At 71.0% G+C, this 19925-nt stretch carries 16 protein-coding genes; 7 read left to right on the forward strand and 9 right to left on the reverse strand.

Annotated elements, in window-relative coordinates:
• Positions 1–9 precede the first annotated feature (9 nt).
• The 5 genes from ACFZBP_RS01775 to ACFZBP_RS01795 form a co-directional block, all read right to left on the reverse strand.
• Entirely contained in the window at positions 10–1308 is a 1299-nt protein-coding gene (locus tag ACFZBP_RS01775) for a Gfo/Idh/MocA family oxidoreductase (protein ID WP_391409312.1), read from the reverse strand.
• 518 nt (positions 1309–1826) lie between these two features.
• Positions 1827–2864 carry a substrate-binding domain-containing protein gene (locus ACFZBP_RS01780; protein ID WP_383453113.1) on the reverse strand — a complete coding sequence of 346 codons (1038 nt, stop codon included), beginning with the start codon at positions 2862–2864 and terminating at the stop codon, positions 1827–1829.
• Between the two features lie 17 nt (positions 2865–2881).
• Positions 2882–3901 (reverse strand): ABC transporter permease, encoded by a 1020-nt coding sequence (locus ACFZBP_RS01785; protein ID WP_383453111.1) that lies wholly within the window; start codon positions 3899–3901, stop codon positions 2882–2884.
• On the reverse strand, positions 3898–5418 hold the full coding sequence (locus ACFZBP_RS01790; RefSeq protein ID WP_391409313.1) for an ATP-binding cassette domain-containing protein: 1521 nt from the start codon (positions 5416–5418) through the stop codon (positions 3898–3900). Before ACFZBP_RS01790 ends, ACFZBP_RS01785 begins: the two co-directional genes overlap by 4 nt.
• Positions 5419–5535: 117 nt before the next feature.
• The gene (locus ACFZBP_RS01795; RefSeq protein ID WP_391409314.1) at positions 5536–6717 is read right to left on the reverse strand and encodes an ROK family protein; all 1182 of its coding nucleotides are present in this window, start codon (positions 6715–6717) and stop codon (positions 5536–5538) included.
• 338 nt (positions 6718–7055) lie between these two features.
• On the opposite strand from ACFZBP_RS01795, the gene ACFZBP_RS01800 reads away from it, so the two are divergent.
• Positions 7056–7538 carry a DUF4231 domain-containing protein gene (locus ACFZBP_RS01800; protein WP_391409315.1) on the forward strand — a complete coding sequence of 161 codons (483 nt, stop codon included), beginning with the start codon at positions 7056–7058 and terminating at the stop codon, positions 7536–7538.
• A 15-nt stretch (positions 7539–7553) separates the two neighbouring features.
• On the opposite strand, the gene ACFZBP_RS01805 is transcribed toward ACFZBP_RS01800, so the two are convergent.
• From ACFZBP_RS01805 to ACFZBP_RS01820, 4 genes are all read right to left on the reverse strand, one after another.
• A complete protein-coding gene (locus ACFZBP_RS01805; protein WP_391409316.1) occupies positions 7554–8231 on the reverse strand; it encodes an FCD domain-containing protein in 678 nt (225 codons plus the stop codon).
• Between the two features lie 192 nt (positions 8232–8423).
• Positions 8424–9362, reverse strand: coding sequence for a beta-ketoacyl-ACP synthase III (locus ACFZBP_RS01810; protein WP_383453101.1), 939 nt, complete (start codon positions 9360–9362; stop codon positions 8424–8426).
• A 160-nt stretch (positions 9363–9522) separates the two neighbouring features.
• Positions 9523–9663, reverse strand: a complete 141-nt coding sequence (locus ACFZBP_RS01815; protein WP_391409317.1) for a hypothetical protein — start codon at positions 9661–9663, stop codon at positions 9523–9525.
• The gene (locus ACFZBP_RS01820) at positions 9644–11017 is read right to left on the reverse strand and encodes an MFS transporter (protein WP_391409318.1); all 1374 of its coding nucleotides are present in this window, start codon (positions 11015–11017) and stop codon (positions 9644–9646) included. The genes ACFZBP_RS01815 and ACFZBP_RS01820 overlap by 20 nt, the downstream gene beginning before the upstream one ends.
• Positions 11018–11242: 225 nt before the next feature.
• Between ACFZBP_RS01820 and ACFZBP_RS01825 the strand changes: the two genes are divergently transcribed.
• From ACFZBP_RS01825 to ACFZBP_RS01850, 6 genes are all read left to right on the forward strand, one after another.
• The gene (locus tag ACFZBP_RS01825; RefSeq protein ID WP_391409320.1) at positions 11243–12214 is read left to right on the forward strand and encodes a 2-dehydropantoate 2-reductase; all 972 of its coding nucleotides are present in this window, start codon (positions 11243–11245) and stop codon (positions 12212–12214) included.
• Between the two features lie 10 nt (positions 12215–12224).
• A complete protein-coding gene (locus tag ACFZBP_RS01830; RefSeq protein ID WP_391409321.1) occupies positions 12225–14150 on the forward strand; it encodes a molybdopterin-dependent oxidoreductase in 1926 nt (641 codons plus the stop codon).
• A gap of 5 nt (positions 14151–14155) precedes the next feature.
• Positions 14156–15979 (forward strand): NAD(P)H-dependent oxidoreductase subunit E, encoded by a 1824-nt coding sequence (locus ACFZBP_RS01835; RefSeq protein ID WP_391409322.1) that lies wholly within the window; start codon positions 14156–14158, stop codon positions 15977–15979.
• Positions 15976–16836, forward strand: a complete 861-nt coding sequence (locus ACFZBP_RS01840) for a 2Fe-2S iron-sulfur cluster-binding protein (RefSeq protein ID WP_383453089.1) — start codon at positions 15976–15978, stop codon at positions 16834–16836. Before ACFZBP_RS01835 ends, ACFZBP_RS01840 begins: the two co-directional genes overlap by 4 nt.
• Before the next feature lie 23 nt (positions 16837–16859).
• Positions 16860–17723, forward strand: a complete 864-nt coding sequence (gene fdhD / locus ACFZBP_RS01845; RefSeq protein WP_391409323.1) for a formate dehydrogenase accessory sulfurtransferase FdhD — start codon at positions 16860–16862, stop codon at positions 17721–17723.
• Positions 17724–17989: 266 nt separating this feature from the next.
• Positions 17990–19918: an exo-alpha-sialidase gene (locus tag ACFZBP_RS01850; protein ID WP_391409325.1), complete on the forward strand. Its 1929-nt coding sequence runs from the start codon at positions 17990–17992 to the stop codon at positions 19916–19918.
• Positions 19919–19925 lie beyond the last annotated feature (7 nt).

Raw genomic sequence — 19925 nt, forward strand, 5'->3', positions numbered from 1 at the left:
TCAGCCTCCTCAGACCGCGATGGGGGTGTAGACGGAGTTCTTCTCGGCGCTCTCCTCCACCGCCGCGAGCACGCGCTGCACCTGCAGCCCGTCGGCGAAGGAGGGTTCGGGCTGCCGGCCCTCGGCGATGGCGTGGACCAGGTCGCGGGCCTGGTGGACGAAGGTGTGCTCGTAGCCGAGGCCGTGGCCCGGCGGCCACCAGGCGTCCAGGTAGGGGTGGTCGGGTTCGGTGACGAGGATGCGACGGAAGCCGGCGTGCGCGCCCGGCTCGTTGCCGTCGTGGTACGAGAGTTCGTTGAGGCGTTCCAGGTCGAAGGCGATCGAGCCGCGCTCGCCGTTGAGTTCGATACGCAGGGCGTTCTTGCGGCCGGTGGCGTAGCGGGTGGCCTCGAAGGAGGCAAGGGCTCCGGAGGGGAAGCGGCCCGTGAACACGGCGGCGTCGTCGACGGTGACCGGTCCCGTGGCGGCCTCGGCCGAGACGGCGGACAGCCCCTTCACGGCCCCGCCGGGCAGCGGGCGCTCCCGTACGAAGGTCTCCGTCAGCGCGGACACACCGCTCAGCCTCTCCCCCGCCAGGTGCTGCGCGAGGTCGATGATGTGCGCGCCCAGGTCGCCCAGCGCGCCCGAGCCCGCCAGCTCCTTGCGCAGCCGCCAGGTCAGCGGGAACTGCGGGTCGACGAGCCAGTCCTGAAGGTACGTCACCCGTACGTGACGCAGTCGGCCGAGGCGGCCCTCGGCGACCATGCTGCGGGCGAGGGCTGCGGCGGGCACCCGGCGGTAGTTGAAGCCGACCATGGCCAACTGGCCTCGCTGCTGGGCCTGTTCGGCCGCCGCAGTCATGGCCTCGGCCTCCTCGACGCTGTTCGCGAGGGGCTTCTCGCACAGGACGTGCTTGCCGGCGGCCAGCGCGGCGAGCGCGATCTCGGCATGGCTGTCGCCCGGGGTGCAGATGTCGACGAGGTCGATGTCGTCCCGCGCGATCAGGGCACGCCAGTCGGTCTCGGCCGAGGCCCAGCCGTGCCGCTCGGCCGCCGCGCGCACGGCGGTGGCGTCCCGCCCGCAGATCGCCGTGAGGACCGGGGTGCGGGGCAGGTCGAAGACCCGGCCCGCGGTGCGCCACCCTTGCGAGTGCGCGGCGCCCATGAAGGCGTACCCGACCATGCCGACGCGCAGCGGCGGCTTTCCCGCCACCGTGCCTGGTGGGGACACCTCGGGCCCGGGCCCGGCCGCGGGGCCGGACACGCCCATCCCGTCGGCCGTGGCCCCTGCCTGTGCCTCGGCTTCGTCGGGCTGCTGCGGCTGTCCCATGCGATAGTCCTCCTCGTCGTCGTGCAGCGGTGGGGGGTTGCGGGGCGTTCAGCGGATCGTGCCGTCCTGTGGGCTCGGGCCTTGCGGGTCTGCGGACCCGGGTCGCCTACGGTCCTGGGTGGCCTACGGTCCTGGGTGGCCAAGAGGCCTGCAGGACTGCCGGTCCACGGCACCGCGGGACCACGGCACTGCGGGACCACGGCACTGCGGGTCTACAGGACTGCAGGTCCACAGGACTGTGCGCCCACAGGGCTGTGCGCTGCCCACCACCTCGGCTCCCCGGCCCAGCCGCCGCGCCCCCCGTGCACGGCGCCCCGGCTCCCGAACGACCCTCGGCAGCACGGCCCCACGAATCCGCGCATCCACGCACCACGGATCCCCGAACCCCCGCGTCCCCGTCCACCACTCGCCCGCATCCACGTCCCGAACCCAGACCTCGCAGGTCGGCTCGATCCCTGAACGTCCCCGGCCCTGCCCGACGCCGGACGCGTCGCCCCCGTCGTCGGGCAGGGTGCGCCTCACTTGAAGCCGGTGGACATGTACCGGTCGACGTTGTCCTTGTCGACCACCGCCGAGTAGAGCGTGATCGAGGCCGGGATCTCGAACTCGGCCATACCGCCGACGCCCTTGCTCTGCCCCAGGGCACGGGCCAGGTCGATGGCGGACGCCGCCATGGTCGGCGGGTACAGGACGGTGGCCTTGAGGACGCCGTCGTCCTTCTTGATCGCCTGGAAGGCGGACAGCGCGCCCGCGCCGCCGACCATGAGGAAGTCGTCGCGCCCCGCCTGCTCGATGGCCCGCAGCGCGCCCACGCCCTGGTCGTCGTCGTGGTTCCACAGGGCGTCGAACTTCGACTGGGCCTGCAGGAGCTGGGCCATCTTGGCCTGCCCGGACTCGACCGTGAACTCGGCCGCCTGACGGGCCACCTTCTTGATGTTCGGATAGTTCTTCAGCGCGTCGTCGAAGCCCTTGGTGCGCTGCTGGGTCAGCTCCAGGTTGTCCAGGCCGGCCAGTTCGATGACGGTGGCGTTCGACTTCCCCTTGAGCTTCTCGCCGATGTAGTGGCCGGCGTTGAGGCCCATGCCGTAGTTGTCGCCGCCGATCCAGCAGCGGTAGGCCTGCGGGGTGTTGAAGATCCGGTCGAGGTTGATGACCGGGATGTTCGCGCGCATCGCCTTGAGGCCGACCTGGGTGAGCGCCTTGCCGTCGGCGGGCAGCACCACCAGCACATCGACCTTCTTGTTGATCAGTGTCTCGATCTGGCCGATCTGCGCGGCGGTGTCGTTCGACCCCTCGGTGATCTCCAGGGTGACGTCCGAGTACTTCTTGGCCCGGCTCTTGGCGTTGTCGTTGATGGCGTTGAGCCAGCCGTGGTCGGCCTGCGGGCCGGCGAAGCCGATGGTGACGGCCTTTCCGGGCTTGTCGTCGGCGGCCGGCTGCTCGTTTGCGGCCGGTTCGTCGCTGGACTCGTTGCTGGTGCAACCCACGAGGAGGGCACCGGCGCCCATCGCGGCGGTTCCGAACAGCAGCCCTCTGCGACTGGTGAGCTCTGGCATGACGGTGAACCCTTTCCTCAGGTCGTGCTCGCGGTACGGCGCTGGACCAGCACGGCGGCGACGATGATCGCGCCCTTGGCGATCTGCTGGACGTCGCTCTGCAGGTTGTTCAGGGCGAAGATGTTGGTGATCGTGGTGAAGATCAGGACGCCGAGCACGGAGCCGACGATGGTGCCGCGACCGCCGGTCAGCAGCGTGCCGCCGATGATCGCGGCCGCGATGGCGTCGAGTTCGTACAGGTTGCCGTTGGTGTTCTGACCGGAGCCGGACAGGACGATCAGCAGGAAGGCGGCGATGCCGCAGCACAGTCCGGACAGCAGGTAGAGGTAGAGCCGCTGGCGGCGGACGTCGATGCCGGCCAGCCGGGCCGCCTCCGCGTTGCCGCCGACGGCCACCGTGCGCCGCCCGAAGGTCGTGCGGTTCAGCACCAGCCAGCCGATGATCGTCACGACCGCGAACACCATGACCAGCGGTGGGATGCCGAGGACGTAGGCGTCGCGCTCGCCGAGGTCGAGCACCGAGGGGATGGTGACGATCTGGGTCTTGCCGTCGGTGATCTGGAGGGCCAGGCCGCGCGCGGACGCCAGCATGGCGAGCGTCGCGATGAACGGCACCATCGCGCCGTACGCGATCAGCACTCCGTTGACCAGCCCGCATCCCACACCGACGACCACCGCGGTGAAGAGGATGCCGGCGAAGCCGTACTCCTGGGTGGCCACCGTCGTCGCCCACACCGACGCCAGCGCGACGATCGCGCCGACGGACAGGTCGATGCCGCCGGAGATGATGACGAAGGTCATGCCCACGGTGACGACACCGATCACGGACGCCTGGGTGAGGACCAGCTGAAGGTTGCGGGTGTCGAGGAACTCGTCCGGCTTGGTGATGCCGCCGATGACGATCAGCGCGGCGAGGACGCCGAGCAGGGAGAGGGTGCGCACGTCGGCGCGGGCCATCAGGCCCCGCCAGGCGGGCGCCGCTCCGGCCGACGGCACCTTTCCGGTGCTGTCCCGGGGCGGGGAGGCGTGCTGCGTCATGACGCCGGGCTTCCTTCCATGACGAGGTCGAGTACGCGGTGTTCGTCGAGTTCGCGCGCGGACGCCGTGTGCACGACACGCCCCTCGCGCAGCACCAGGACGCGGTCGGCGAGGCCCAGCACTTCGGGTACCTCACTGGAGACCAGGAGCACGGCGAGGCCTTCGTCGGCCAGCCGCCGGACCACGGCATACAGCTCGGCGCGGGCGCCGACGTCGACGCCGCGGGTGGGTTCGTCGAGCAGCAGGACACGGCAGCCGCGCAGCAGCCAGCGGGCCAGGACGGCCTTTTGCTGGTTGCCGCCGGAGAGGGTGCGCACGGGCACCGAGGGGTTGTCGGGCCGCAGCGACAGCTCACGGGTGGCGGCCCGCGCGGCGCCCAGTTCGGCGGCCCGGTCGATCCAGCCGCCGCGGGAGAAACGGGACATGGAGGAGACGGAGACGTTGCGGGTGACGGACTCCAGCATCAGCAGGGCCTGTGCCTTGCGTTCCTCGGGGGCGAGCCCGAGTCCGGCGCGCACGGCGGCCCGTACGCTGCCCGGTTTCAAGGCCCGCCCGTCCACGAGGACCTGACCGGCGCTGGGCCTCCTCGCCCCGTAGATCGTCTCCAGGATCTCGGAGCGCCCCGAGCCGACCAGTCCGGCAAGCCCCACGATCTCCCCGGGCCGCACGGCCAGATCGAGTGGCTCGAACTCGCCGTGCCGGGCGAGTCCCCGCACCTCCAGCAGCGGCTCGCCGCCGGTGGCGTCCTTCGGCGGGCGCTCGGGGAAGACGTACTCGACGTTGCGTCCCGTCATCATCGCCACGACGTCCCGGGTCGGCGTCGTCTTCGCCGGAAGCCCGCCCGCCACGGCCCGCCCGTCCTTCAGCACGGTGACCCGGTCGCCGATCCGGCGGATCTCCTCCAGGCGGTGCGAGATGTAGACGACGGCGACTCCGGCGGCGGTGAGGTCGCCGACGATGCGGAAGAGGTTGTCGACCTCGTCCGGGTCGAGGGCGGCGGACGGCTCGTCCATCACGATCAGCCGTACGTCGTGGGAGAGCGCCCGCGCCATGGAGACGATCTGCTGCTGGGCCGCCGACAGCTCGCCGACCAGCCGCGCCGGGGCGATCTCGGGGTGCCCAAGTCGCTCGAGAAGCTCGGCGGTCGACGACCGGGCGGCCTTTCCGCGTACGACGAACCCGGCGGCCGTGGGTTCATGGCCGAGGTGGACGTTCTCCGCCACCGACAGGTGCTCGACCAGGTCGAGTTCCTGGTAGATGGTGGCGATGCCGAGGCGCATCGCGGCGATCGGCGAGCGGAGGGTGACCTCCTCGCCGCGCCACCGAATGGTGCCGGTGTCGGGTTGGTGGGCGCCGGCCAGGACCTTGATGAGGGTGGACTTGCCGGCCCCGTTCTGGCCGAGCAGGCAGTGCACTTCACCGGCCTGGACGTCGAGGTCGACGCCGTCGAGGGCGCGGACTCCGGGGAACGACTTGGTGATGCCGTTCATGCTGAGCAGCGGTGGTTCTGGTGCCATGAGGTCCCCTTGGCGGGCGTGCGGGCCGGTTTCAGGGCGGGGCGAGGCAGAGCAGGGCAGGGCAGGGCCGATCGCGGTGCGAGGTGCGGTGCCGGTGAGCCGTACGGAGCGAGTGGCTTACGCGGGTGAGAAGAGGTGGTCGCTGATGAGGCGGGCCGCGCCGATGACGCCGGCGGTGGGGCCCAGCTCGCCGAGGACGATGGGGAGGTTGCCGGTCGCCAGGGGCAGCGACTGGCGGTAGACCTGGGTGCGGATCGCGGCGAGCAGGTTGTGGCCGAGGCCGGTCACCCCGCCGCCGATCACCACCAGGCCGGGGTTGAAGAAGCTGACGAGTCCGGCGATGACCTGGCCGACGCGGTTGCCGCCCTCACGGATCAGGTCGAGTGCGGTGGCGTCACCGGCGGCGGCCGCGGCGGCGACGTCGACGGCGGTGAGCGTGCCGTTCGCCTCCAGCCGCGCGGCGAGTTCCTCGGACCGTCCCTGCTGGGCCGCCTCCACGGCGTCCCGGGCGAGGGCCGCCCCGCTGAAGTGGGCCTCCAGGCAGCCCTGGTTGCCACAGGCGCACGGCCGTCCGTCGGGCACGGCCTGGATGTGCCCGATGTCGCCCGCGCTGCCGGTGACACCGCGGTGGACATCACCGCCCGCGACGATGCCGCAGCCGATGCCGGTGCCGATCTTGACGCAGAGGAAGTCGCCCACGGAGCGTGCGACGCCCGCGTGCTGCTCCCCCATCGCCATGAGGTTCACGTCGTTGTCGACCATGACCGGGCAGCCGAGTTCCTGGCTGAGCGCCTCCCGCACGGGGAAGCCGTCCCAGCCCGGCATGATCGGCGGTGCCACCGGGACGCCCTCGGGGAAGCGGACCGGACCGGGGACGCCGATACCGGCTCCGTCGAACCCCTCCGCGAGCCCGGAGTCCCTCAACTTCGCGGCCATGGACAGGACTTGCTCGAAGACCGCGACGGGCCCCTCGCGTACGTCCAGGGGCTGGTTGAGATGGCCGAGGATCTCCAGTTCGGCGTTGGTGACGGCGACGTCGACCGAGGTCGCGCCGATGTCGACGCCGAGGAAGCGCAGCCCGGGGTTGAGCCGGACGTTGTGGGAGCGACGGCCACCGCGCGAGGCGGCGAGTCCGTCGGCCACGACCAGGCCCGTCTCCAGCAGCCGGTCCACCTCCACGGCCAGCTTGGACCGTGAGAGGTCGATCTGATCGCCCAGCTGGGCACGGGAGTTGGGCCCGCCGTCGCGCAGCAGCTTGAGCAGTCGGGCCTGATGGGCGTTCGCGGGTCGCGCGGTCATCCGTCTCACGAGCCCCTCCCCGCCTCATTCGGCCTGTGCTCGCCGGGTTTCGGCCACCTGAGGTGGCCTGCTTTCGAGGGGAACGTAGCAGCGGCTGCCGAAACTGGGAAGAACTTGCGCACAGATTGCCGTCAACTTTCTCCACTCACAGGACAAAGAGGAGGGCGCGGGGCTGCGCCAGCAATGCGGGAGCGGATGCGAGAGGGGGTGGGCGAGAGGGATTGCGACGGGCCGCGCCCGACACCGCCGCTGATCGCCCATGCGCACCAACGGGGCACAATCGGGCCTTGGTTGGCTACGCTTTCCTTGCCGACAGGAGTGCTTTGGGGGGAGCGCGGATGGCTCAGGGATCCTCGTCAGACGGTTCGCCCGAGACGGGCGCCGGATACGCGATGCGCGTGGCCGACGGCTCGTACGCCTGGTATCACCGGGCCGCCCTGCGGGCCCGCCGCGCCTTCCGCCTCACCGAGATCCTGGTGCTGCTCGTTTCCGCGGCCATCCCCGTCTCGGCGGTGCTGGCGTCCACCAATGCCGATGTGCCCGCCGTGCTGGGCGGTGTCGTCGTGGTGATCACCGGCCTGCGGTCCGTCTTCCACTGGCAGGACGACTATCTGCGTTTCAGCGAGGCCCGCGAGGCCGTGGAGGCGGAGCGCCGCCTCTACTACACCGGCGCCGAGCCGTACGCCGACCCCGAGACGCGGGACCAGGCGCTCGCCGTCAGCATCACCCGTATCGAGCAGCGGGAGATGGGCAGTTGGGTGCAGCTCGCCGGTCCGCGCGCGGACGGCACCGCCAACACCGTGATTCCGCCGCGGCCCTGAACACCGCGGCGGCGCTCAGGACTTGGCCCGCGCGTGATACGACCGTCGCGTGTGCTCGGTGTGTTCCCGCATCAGTTCGGTGGCGCGCTGTTCGTCTCGGGCGGTGATCGCGGCGATCATGCCGCGGTGTTCGATCCAGGACTGCCGACCGCGCTGGCGGGCGACGGGTGTGTAGTACCAGCGGACGCGGCGGTCGACCTGGGCGGCCAGTTCGGCGAGGACGGTGTTGCCCGCGAGGTCCATGATCTTCGCGTGGAAGCGGGCGTTGAGGGCGACGGCGGTGTCCACGTCGTCGGCGGCGACGGCCTTCTCACCCTGCGCGCACAGCTCCTCCAAAGCCGCGATGCCGGCCTTGTCGGCGTGGACGGCGGCGAGCCGGGCGGCCTCGGCCTCCAGCAGCGTACGGACGGTGAGGAGCTGGTCGGCCTCCTGCTCCGTCGGCTCGTGCACGAACGCGCCCTGCGCGGGCCGCAGATCGACCCACCCCTCGGTGTTCAGCCGTTGGAGCGCCTCGCGCACCGGCTGCCGCGACACGCCGAGGTGACCTGCCAGTTCGCTCTCGACCAGATGCTGGCCCGGCTGGAGGGCACGGGTCGTGATGAGTTCGAGCAGCGCCTCGTAGACACGGTCTCGCAGCGGGCCGGGCCGTTCGAGCTTGGGCACCGCACCCTGCGGCAGTCCTGTCGACAACATCGGTCCCCCTCCTGGGCGAACGCCGGGCGACTGCATCCGGTAGCCGACCGTCACGGAAAGCCAGTATTGATTGTCTTTCGTCTACAGTCTACGGCGCACAAAGGCCAGGGGACCGAGGAGTTGGCCACGTCACCCGCGTCGGTGACCACCGCGGGCCCACGGCAGGCCCACTGCAGGCCCACGGCAGCGGCGTCACGGGCAGCGCACGACCTGCCCGGCGTACGACAGGTTCCCGCCGAACCCGAACAGCAGCACCGGGTCCCCCGACGAGATCCGCCCCTGCTCGACGAGCTTGGAGAAGGCCAGCGGAATACTCGCCGCCGAGGTGTTCCCGGACTCGGAGACATCGCGCGCGACGACGGCGTTGACGGCACCGAGCTTGAGCGCGAGCGGCTCGATGATGCGCAGGTTGGCCTGGTGCAGGACGACCCCGGCGAGGTCCTCCGGCGCGAGACCGGCCCGCTCGCAGGCCCGGCGGGCGATGGCCGGCAGCTGTGTCGTCGCCCAGCGGTAGACGCTCTGCCCCTCCTGGGCGAACCGCGCCGGCTGTCCCTCGATACGCACGGCGTGCCCCATCTCGGGCACCGACCCCCACAGCACCGGACCGACACCGGCCTCCTCGGAGGCCTCCACGACGGCCGCACCGGCCCCGTCGCCGACCAGCACGCAGGTCGTACGGTCGCTCCAGTCGGTCACGTCGGACATCTTGTCGGCGCCGATCACCAGCGCCCGGGTCGCGGCCCCGGCCCGGACGGCGTGGTCGGCGGTGGCCAGCGCGTGGGTGAAACCGGCACAGACGACGTTGACGTCCATCGCGGCGGGCGAAGGGATACCGATGCGGGCGGCGACCCGGGCGGCCATGTTCGGGGAGCGGTCGATCGCGGTGGAGGTGGCGACCAGGACCAGGTCGATGTCACCGGGCGCGAGACCCGCGGCGGCGAGGGCCTTCGCGGCGGCGTGCGCGGCGAGCTCGTCGACCGGCTCGTCGGGCCCGGCGATGTGGCGCGTACGGATGCCCACCCGGGATGTGATCCACTCGTCACTGGTGTCGACCATGCCCGCCAGGTCCTCGTTGGTGAGTACCTTGGCGGGCTGATAGTGGCCGACTGCGGCGATGCGCGAGCCGTTCATCGTTGGTGATCCCCTCGGGCCTCGGGTAGCGGGATTCACCAGTCTGATCAGTGACTCACGGGTACGGGTGCAAGTGATGCCACAGGAAACGGGCGCCCACGTTGTCAGCTTCCCTCAGACCCTCGGACGCCCGAACACCTTCCGAACACCTACGCCGCACCTACCCGGTGAACAGCTGCGTCGCCTTCTGTACGAGTTCGTACAGCCCGTACGCGAGCGGCACCCCCACCCACACCCAGGCGAAGGCGATCAGCCCCCGTCGGCCCGTCGGACCGCCACTACTACCACTGCTGCTGGACATCGGCGGCCTCCTTCTCGGTCGACTGCCCCTCCGAGGCCGGAGCGGGAACGTGGTGGCGCGGGTGGACGGGCCGGACGAGCTCGTTGGCGACGAAGCCGACGGCGAGCAGGCCGATCATGATGAACAGGGACATGGTGTAGAGGGAGGAGCCGTCCTTGCCCGCCGCCTCCTGCCGGTCGGCGATCCAGTTCACGATCAGCGGCCCGAGGACGCCGGCCGTGGACCAGGCGGTGAGCAGCCGCCCGTGGATGGCGCCGACCTGGTAGGTGCCGAAGAGGTCCTTCAGATAGGCGGGGACCGTCGCGAAGCCACCGCCGTAGAAGGAGAGGATCACCAGCGCGCACAGGATGAACAGCGGCTTCGAGGAGTCGCCGGCCAGCGCGATCAGGCCGTACATCAGCGCGCCCACGCCCAGGTAGAGACGGTAGATGTTCTTGCGCCCGACCAGGTCCGACGTCGAGGACCAGCCGATCCGGCCCGCCATGTTGGCCGCCGACAGCAGCGCGACGAACCCGGCCGCGGCGGACACCGACACCGGTGTGGAGGTGTTCGCGAAGAAGTCCGTGATCATCGGCGCGGCCTTCTCCAGGATGCCGATGCCGGCGGTCACGTTCATGCAGAGCACGATCCACAGGCACCAGAACTGCGGGGTGCGGATCGCCTGATTCGCGCTCACCTGCGGGCCGGTGGGGACCGAGCGCGCCCCCGCGGCGGTAGCCGCGGATTCAGCACCGTCCCGCGCCCCCTGCTCGGTTCGCGGCACCCGGATCAAGAGGACGCCCAGCGACATGAACACCGCGTACGACAGTCCGTGCACCAGGAAGGCCAGTGCGATCCCGGAGCTGTCGCTGCCGAACGACTCCAGCATCTGGGCCGACCAGGGCGAGGCGATGAGCGCGCCGCCGCCGAAGCCCATGATGGCGATGCCGGTGGCCATGCCGGGCCGGTCCGGGAACCACTTGATGAGCGTGGAGACCGGCGAGATGTAGCCGATGCCGAGGCCGATGCCGCCGACGAAGCCGTAGCCGAGGACGATCAGCCAGTACTGCTCGGTGGCCGCGCCCAGCGCGGAGAGCAGGAAGCCGGACGAGAAGCAGATCAGGGCGACCGTCATGGCCCAGCGCGGCCCGTTGCGCTCCACCAGCGTGCCGCCGAACGCGGCCGACAGACCGAGCATGACGATGCCGAGCTGGAACGGCAGCGCGCTCTGCGTGCCGCTGAGGCCGAGGGCGGATTCGAGCGGCGGCTTGAACACGCTCCAGGCGTAGGCCTGGCCGATGGAGAGATGGACGGAGAGAGCGGCGGGGGGAACCAGCCAGCGGCTCCAGCCCGGGGGTGCTACAGGGGGACTCATGATCCCGAACGGTAGGGAGCGCCAGGGCAGTTGAGAAGGCGGCGCGTCGACCGTCTGCGATGAGCGGTATGCCGGGCGCGACGAACGGTCGAAGGCCGTGCGCGAACCCTTGCTGACCCTCTATCCATACTGTAGACAATATTCAGTCGACGAGATTCGACCTGATCGGACACTGCTTCCCAGCCACCTCCGCGGTACTCCCTCGACCGAACGGAGCGTTCCGAAGTGAAAGTTGCAGTCCTCGGCGCCGGTGCGATCGGCGCCTACGTCGGAGCGGCGCTGCATCGCGCCGGCGCCGACGTGCACCTCATCGCCCGTGGACCGCATCTCGCGGCCATGAGGCGGCACGGGGTGCGGGTGCTCAGTCCGCGCGGCGACTTCACCGCCCCCGCGCACGCGACCGACGACCCGGCCGAGGTCGGCCCGGTCGACTATGTCTTCCTGGGCCTGAAGGCCAACTCGTACGCGGCGTGCGGGCCGCTCGTCGAGCCCCTTCTGCACGACGGCACGGCGGTCGTGGCCGCCCAGAACGGCATCCCCTGGTGGTACTTCCACCGGCACGGCGGCCCGCACGACGGCCACCGCGTCGAGAGCGTGGACCCCGACGGCGCGGTCAGTGCGGTGCTCGCGCCCGAACGGGCGGTCGGCTGTGTGGTCTACGCCGCCACCGAACTCGAAGACCCTGGCGTCGTACGGCACTTGGAAGGCACGCGGTTCTCCATCGGCGAGCCCGACCGCAGCGTCTCCCGGCGCTGTCTGGCGCTCAGCGAGGCCATGGTGGCCGGCGGCCTGAAGTGCCCGGTGGAGCCCGACCTGCGCAACGACATCTGGCTCAAACTGCTCGGCAACATCTCCTTCAACCCGATCAGCGCGCTGGCCCGCGCCACCATGCGGCAGATGTGCCTGCACGGCGGCACCCGCAAGGTCATCGAGATCATGATGACCGAGACGCTCGCCGTCGCCGAGGCCCTGGGCTGCGAGGTCGGCGTCTCCATCGAGCGCCGGCTCGCGGGCGCCGAGAAGGTCGGCGACCACCGCACCTCCACGCTCCAGGACCTGGAGCGCGGCAAGCCGCTCGAACTCGACGTACTCCTCGCGGCGGTCGTCGAGTTGGCGGAGATCACCGGCGTGGAGGTGCCCACCCTGCGCACCGTGCACGCCATCTCGGACCTGCTCGCGCTGAGGAGCGCCGCATGAGGAGCGCCGCATGAGGAAACGCGACCGTACTCCGACGAACTACACCCGGCTGACGCACCCGCTCGTCCGCGACTCCCGCGACGAGCCGTTCCGGCAGGCCACCTGGGAGGAGGCCCTGACCCGGGCGGCCGAGGGCCTGGCCCGCAACCGCGGCGCCTTCGGCATGTTCTCCTGCGCCCGGGCCACCAACGAGATGAACTACGTGGCGCAGAAGTTCGCCCGGGTCGTCATGGGCACCAACAACGTCGACTCGTGCAACCGGACGTGCCACGCCCCGAGCGTCGCGGGCCTCTCCGCGGCCTTCGGCTCGGGCGGCGGCACCTCGTCCTACGAGGAGATCGAGCACACCGACGTCATCGTGATGTGGGGCTCCAACGCCCGCTTCGCGCACCCGATCTTCTTCCAGCACGTGCTGAAGGGCATCCGGGGCGGCGCCCGGATGTACGCCGTCGACCCGCGCCGCACCTCCACCGCCGAGTGGGCGGAGAGCTGGATGGGGCTGAACGTCGGCACCGACATCCCGATGGCGCACGCGATCGGCCGCGAGATCATCCACGCGGGCCTCGCGAACGAGGCGTTCGTCGAGCGGGCGACCAGCGGCTACGAGGAGTACAAGGCGCTGGTCGAGCCCTGGACGCTGTCGCTGGCGGAGAAGGTGACGGGCGTACCGGCCGCCGCGATAAGGGAGTTGGCGCACGCCTACGCCCGCGCCGAGCGCGCCCAGCTGTGCTGGACCCTCGGCATCACCGAGCACCACAACGGCACCGACAACGTCCGCGCACTGATCAACCTCTCGCTGCTGACCGGGCACGTGGGCCGCTACGGCAGCGGGTTGCAACCCCTGCGCGGGCAGAACAACGTGCAGGGCGGCGGTGACATGGGCGCGATCCCCAACCGCCTCCCCGGTTTCCAGGACATCCTCGACGCCGACACCCGGCTGAAGTTCGAGTCGGCCTGGGACACCGTCATCCAGCCCCACTACGGCCTCAACCTCACCGAGATGTTCGAGGCGATGGAGGAGGGCGCGCTCAAGGCCGTCTACTGCATCGGCGAGAACCCGGCGCAGTCGGAGGCGGACAGCGATCAGGCCGTACGGCGGATGCGGCAGCTGGACTTCCTCGTCGTCCAGGACATCTTCCTGACGAGGACGGCACAGCTCGCGGACGTCGTCCTCCCCGCGACCGCCGGGTGGGCCGAGACCGACGGCACCACCACCAACAGCGAACGACGCGTGCAGCGGGTGCGGCGGGCGGTCACCCCGCCCGGCGAGGCGCGCGAGGACATCGACATCATCTGTGAGCTGGCGGCACGCCTCGGCCACGACTGGAAGTACGCCGACTCCGAGGCCGTCTGGAACGAGCTCAGGTCGGTCTCGCCGGACCACTACGGGATGACGTACGAACGGCTGGAGGAGCACCAGGGCATCCAGTGGCCGTGCCCGAGCACCGAGCAGCTCGAACCCACCTACCTCCACGGCCGGCTGTGGGAGAAGGACCCGGCCGAGCGCGGGACGCCGGCGCCGTTCGGGCTGGTCCAGCACGATCCGCCGGTCGACCTGACCGACGAGGAGTACCCGATCCGGCTCACCACCGGCAGGCGGCTCGACTCCTACAACACCGGTGTGCAGAGCGGGAGTTTCGCCTCCCCGCTGCGGCGCGGCGAGTTCGTCGAGCTGTGCCCGGAGGACGCCGAGCGGTACGGGGTCGTCGTCGGCGAGGAGGTCCAGGTGACCTCGCGGCGCGGCTCGGTCGTCGCGCCGGTGTGGGTCGACACCGCGCTGCGGCCGGGGCTGGCCTTCATGACCATGCACTTTCCCGACGAGGTGGACACCAACCAGCTGACGATCGAGGCGAACTGCCCGATCGCGGGCACGGCCGAGTTCAAGGCGTCGGCGATCCGCATCGAGAAGCTCCCCGTCGCGACCATCGTGAGGTGACGTAAGTGGACCTGCACTTCGGCGACAGCAAACCGACGGACGACGAACGGGCGGCCGTCGACGCCCTGCTCGGCCCGCCCGAGTCGTCCTGGGAGGGCGCCGACCGCTCCGACGCCGACCTGCGGTGGGCGCGTGGCGGCCGCGAGGCCCGGGACCGCCGCGACCTGCTGTTGCCGGGGCTGCACGCCATCAACGACCGGATCGGCTGGATCAGCGAGGGCGCCCTCGGCTACCTGTGCCGTCGGCTGACGGTGCCGCCGTCGGAGGCGTACGGCGTGGCCACCTTCTACGCCATGTTCTCCGTCAAGCCCCGCCCGGCGACCGTTCTCCACGTGTGCACGGACCTCGCGTGCGCGGCGGCCGGGGCGAGCGAGCTGTGCGCCGGGATCGAGGCCCGGCTCGGGCTCGGGAGTGGGGTGAGCGTCGAGCGCAGTCCGTGTCTGGGGCTGTGCGAGCGGGCGCCCGCGACGCTCGCGATCAAGGCCGGGGATCCGGTACGTACGGCGGTCTCGGCACCGGCGACCGTGCACGACGCCGTCCTCGCCGCGAGCGCGCCGGACTCGGCGCCGGAGGAACCGGCGGCCGCGATGGCCGTGCCGCAGGCGGGCAGCGAAGAGCTGGTGCTGCTGAAGCGGGTAGGGGTCGTGGACCCGAGGAGTCTCGACGACTACCGCGCTCACGGCGGCTACACCGCGCTGCGCCGGGCCTTCGAGCTCGGTCCCGCCGGAGTCATCCGCGAGGTCACCGACTCCGGCCTGGTCGGACGTGGTGGCGCCGCCTTCCCCACCGGCCGCAAATGGCAGGCCACGGCGGCGCAGCCCGACCATCCGCACTACGTCGTCTGCAACGCCGACGAATCCGAGCCGGGCACCTTCAAGGACCGCGTGCTCATGGAGGGCGACCCGTACGCGCTGGTCGAGGCCATGACGATCGCGGCGTACGCGACCGGCGCCCACAACGGCTACCTGTATCTGCGCGGCGAGTACCCGCGGGCGCTGGAGCGTCTGGAGCACGCCCTCGCGCAGGCACGCGCGCGCGGGCTGCTCGGGGAGGACGTCCTCGGGCAGGGCTACGCCTTCGACATCGAGATCCGGCGCGGCGCGGGGGCGTACATCTGCGGTGAGGAAACGGCTCTCTTCAACTCCATCGAGGGCTACCGGGGCGAGCCGCGTTCCAAGCCGCCGTTCCCGGTGGAGAAGGGGCTGTTCGGCAAGCCGACGGTGGAGAACAACGTCGAGACGCTGGTCAACGTGCTGCCGATCCTGACCATGGGAGCCCCGGCGTACGCGGCGATCGGGACGCAGCGGTCCACCGGGCCGAAGCTGTTCTGCGTGTCCGGGAGCGTGGAGCGGCCCGGCATCTACGAACTGCCCTTCGGCGCGACGCTCGGTCAGCTGCTGGAGCTGGCGGGTGTACGGGACCGGCTGCGGGCGGTGCTGCTGGGCGGCGCGGCCGGCGGCTTCGTCCGGCCCGACGAGCTGGAGATCCCGCTCACCTTCGAGGGCACGCGGGAGGCGGGCACGACGCTCGGTTCGGGGGTGGTCATGGCCTTCGACGACACCGTTCCGCTGCCCCGGCTGCTGCTGCGGATCGCCGAGTTCTTCCGGGACGAGTCGTGCGGGCAGTGCGTGCCGTGCCGGGTCGGGACCGTACGGCAGGAGGAGGCGCTGCACCGGATCGTGGCACGCGCGGGTGCGGCGGCCGCCGACGACATCGCCCTGCTCAGGGAGGTCGGCCGCGCCATGCGGGACGCCTCGATCTGCGGTCTCGGGCAGACCGCGTGGAACGCCGTGGAATCCGCCATCGACCGTCTGGGGGCGTACGAATGACCGTGACACCGCTGGGGATCCCGCGCCGGCTGCTGGAGTTCACCCTCGACGGGGAGCCCGTGCGGGCGACCGAGGGCTCGACGATCCTCGACGCCTGCCGGGCCGCCGGGAAGGACATCCCGACCCTGTGCGAGGGGGACACATTGCGTCCCAAGAACGCCTGCCGCGTGTGCGTCGTCGAGGTCGAGGGCTCGCGGACGCTCGTCCCGGCCTGCTCGCGCAGGGCCGAGCCGGGGATGGAGGTCAGGACCGACACCGAGCGCGCCCGGCACAGTCGCAAGGTCGTCCTCGAACTGCTCGCCTCCTCGGTCGACCTGTCGACCACCCCGCGGGTCGCCGGGTGGCTCAAGGAGTACGAGGCGAAACCGGACCGGTTCGGACCGGACGCGGCGCGGCTGGGCGAGGAGCCGAGGATCGACAACGAGCTGTACGTGCGCGACTACGACAAGTGCATCCTCTGCTACAAGTGCGTGGACGCGTGCGGTGACCAGTGGCAGAACAGCTTCGCGATCTCCGTCGCCGGGCGGGGCTTCGACGCCCGGATCGCGGTCGAGCACGACGCCCCGCTGACCGACTCCGCGTGCGTGTACTGCGGGAACTGCATCGAGGTGTGCCCGACCGGGGCGCTGTCCTTCAAGTCCGAGTTCGACATGCGGGCGGCGGGTACCTGGGACGAGTCGGCGCAGACCGAGACGACCACGGTGTGCGCCTACTGCGGTGTGGGCTGCAACCTCACCCTGCACGTGCAGGACAATGAGATCGTGAAGGTCACCTCGCCGCACGACAACCCGGTGACCCACGGCAATCTGTGCATCAAGGGCCGCTTCGGCTACCAGCACGTACAGAACCGGGACTGATCAGGACTGGTGGGGACGGGAAAATGGGACGAGTCACGGAACGACGCAAGGTGATCCGGATCCGGGACGGGGTGGTCTCCACCCGCCCGGACACACTCGTCGCCGAGGAACCCCTGGAGATCCGCCTCAACGGCAAACCGCTGGCGATCACCATGCGCACCCCCGGCGACGACTTCGCGCTCGCCGCCGGGTTCCTGGTGAGCGAGGGCGTCCTCGCCGAGCAGGACGACCTGCAGAACATCGTGTACTGCGCCGGCGCCACGTCGGACGGCTCGAACACCTACAACGTGGTCGACGTGCGGACCACGCCGGGAGTGGTGATCCCCGACATCACCCTCGAACGCAACGTCTACACGACGTCGTCCTGCGGGCTGTGCGGCAAGGCGTCACTGGACGCGGTACGGACGACGGCCCGGTGGCCCATCGACGACACCCAGGGCGGCGGCACTCCCCCGGTCCGGCTCGACCCCGACCTGCTCGCGAGCCTCCCCGACCGGCTGCGCGCGGCCCAGCGGGTCTTCGACCGGACCGGGGGTCTGCACGCGGCCGCCCTGTTCACCGAGGACGGCGAGCTGCTCGACATACGGGAGGACGTCGGCCGGCACAACGCGGTCGACAAACTGGTCGGCCGTGCCTTGCAGAACGGCGACCTGCCACTGTCCCGCACCGTCCTGCTGGTCTCGGGACGCGCCAGCTTCGAGCTCGCCCAGAAGGCCGTGATGGCCGGCATCCCGGTCCTCGCGGCCGTCTCCGCGCCCTCGTCCCTCGCGGTGGACCTGGCCGCGGAGACCGGGCTGACGCTGGTGGGCTTCCTGCGGGGCAGCTCCATGAACGTGTACGCGGGTGAGGACCGCATCGCCCTGCGGGCCGCGGCCGCCCAGGGTTGAGGACGGTCCCCCTGCGGCACGCCGGCGGGGCCCCGAAGGGCGGGGAGCGCCCCCTGCGCCTGTAGGGGCCCCGCTGTTCGCAAGCGGCCATCGGGGCGAGGGCCGACCGAGGGAAAGCAGTACTCCGTCCGTGAGCTGACACGTGCACGGTTCTTGTGATGTGTGCGATAGCCCAACTAACGTCTGTGATGCGCACCTTGGACGTGGGATGTCCGGATGTTCGGATGCCTGGACACATGACCAGACGATGAAGGGCGGGCCGCACCATGCCGTCAAGAGTTCGCGCACGTCTCAGAGCTGCCCTGGTCGCGGCCGTCGCCCTCACGGCGACGGCCGCGACGTTACGTCCGGCCGAGTCCCAACCGGCCACCACCACACCAGCGTTCGAGCAACAGGTCCTCTTCAGGGCCGACCAGGACCCCGGGTACGCCTGCTTCCGCATCCCGGCGATCGTGAAGACCAAGGCCGGCACACTGCTGGCGTTCGCCGAGGGGCGGGTGCTGAACTGCGGGGACGCCGCCGACATCGACCTCGTGCTCAAGCGGTCGACGGACGGTGGCCGCACCTGGGGGCCGCTCCAGGTCGTCAACGAGGGCGACGGCGACACGCACGGCAACCCGGCGCCGATCGTGGACCGCGAGACCGGGCGGATCCTGCTGGCGGAGACGTACAACAAGGGCCGCACGGACAGCGGCAGTTGCTCGGTGCCGTGTGAGCGCACCCCTTATCTTCAGTACAGCGACGACGACGGTGCGACCTGGTCCGAGCCCCGCGATCTGAGCGACCAGATACTGCCCGCCAACTGGAACTCCTGGTACGCCACCGGCCCCGTGCACGGTATCCAGCTCACCAGGGGCAAGCACGCCGGGCGGCTCGTCTTCGGCGTCAACACCGAGACCTGGGACGGCGAGCGAAGCGAGATGGGGGTCCCCCCGGCCGAAGGCTGGGGGAGGGTCACCGCCAACCACGCCGCGCTCATCGTCAGCGACGACGGCGGCGACAGCTGGCGGATCGGCGCCACCGACTCGTGGGCCATCTCCGCCGCCGACCGCACCTTCCGGCAGAAGCCGTCCGAGGTGACCCTCACCGAGCGGGCGGACGGCACGATCCTCATCAGCGGGCGGGAGCAGGACGGCACCGATCTCGGGCATCGCTCCCAGACCTTCAGCCGGGACGGCGGCGACAGCTTCACCGGGCCGTTCAAGGGCCTTCCGGACCTCTACACGCCCCAGGTGCAGGGCGCCACGCTCCGTCTGGGCAACCGGCTGCTGCTGTCCGCGCCCGGCGACCCCGACCGTCGGCGGACCATGATGATCCGGTCCTCCTGGAACGGCGGCACCACGTGGGACAGCGTGGACCGCGGCAAGGTCGTCACCACGGACTGGTCGGGCTACTCCGACATGGTCGGCATCGACGCGTCCACGGTCGGCCTGTTGTACGAGGGCGGCGCCGTGGACGCGCGCGACGAGATCCGCTTCGCCCGCTTCACCGAGGACTGGCTCGGCCCGCGTCGTGGGCCCGACCCGACCACCGCCGACCTCGCCCCGGGCGCACCCCGGGCGACCGTCCTCGGAGGCGCCCGGGTGACGGACGGAGTGCTGGGCAGGGCCGTGGAGTTCGACGGCGACGACGACGCCGTGCGGCTGCCGTACCGGTCCCGACTGCCGCTGGGGACGGGGGAGTTCACGGTCTCGCTGTTCTTCCGGTACTCCGCCGCCTCCGGTGAGCAGCCGTTCCTGTGGATGGGCGGGATCGGCTCCACCCAGCCCCAGGTGTGGCTGCGCGGTGAGCCCGACAACGACCGGGTGCGTGCCCTGATCACCACCCGGGAGGGGTTCGGGACGGTGCGCACCTCGTCCGTGTGGGCCGGCGGCGCCCACAACGACGGCGAGTGGCATCACCTCGCGCTGCGGCGCGGCGGCGGACAGCTGACGCTGTTCCTGGACGGCAGGGCGATCAGCGCCACGGACGTGGCCGGTTCGGTCAGCCGGAACTCGCCGTTCGGGGTGCACGTCGGGCAGCGCATGGACAGCCGGGCCTTCCTGACCGGCGCGATCGACGACGTCCGGGTGTGGAACCGGGCGCTCGGCGACGCGGAGCTCGGCGCGGCGACGCGGGTCGATGCCCGTAAGGGTTCGGCCACGTCGGACACCGTCCTGTGGCTGCCCATGGACCAGGTGGGCCGAGACCACTAACGTCCCA

It is taken from the genome of Streptomyces sp. NPDC008086, assembly GCF_042957325.1.
In the GTDB taxonomy this organism is placed as follows: domain Bacteria; phylum Actinomycetota; class Actinomycetes; order Streptomycetales; family Streptomycetaceae; genus Streptomyces.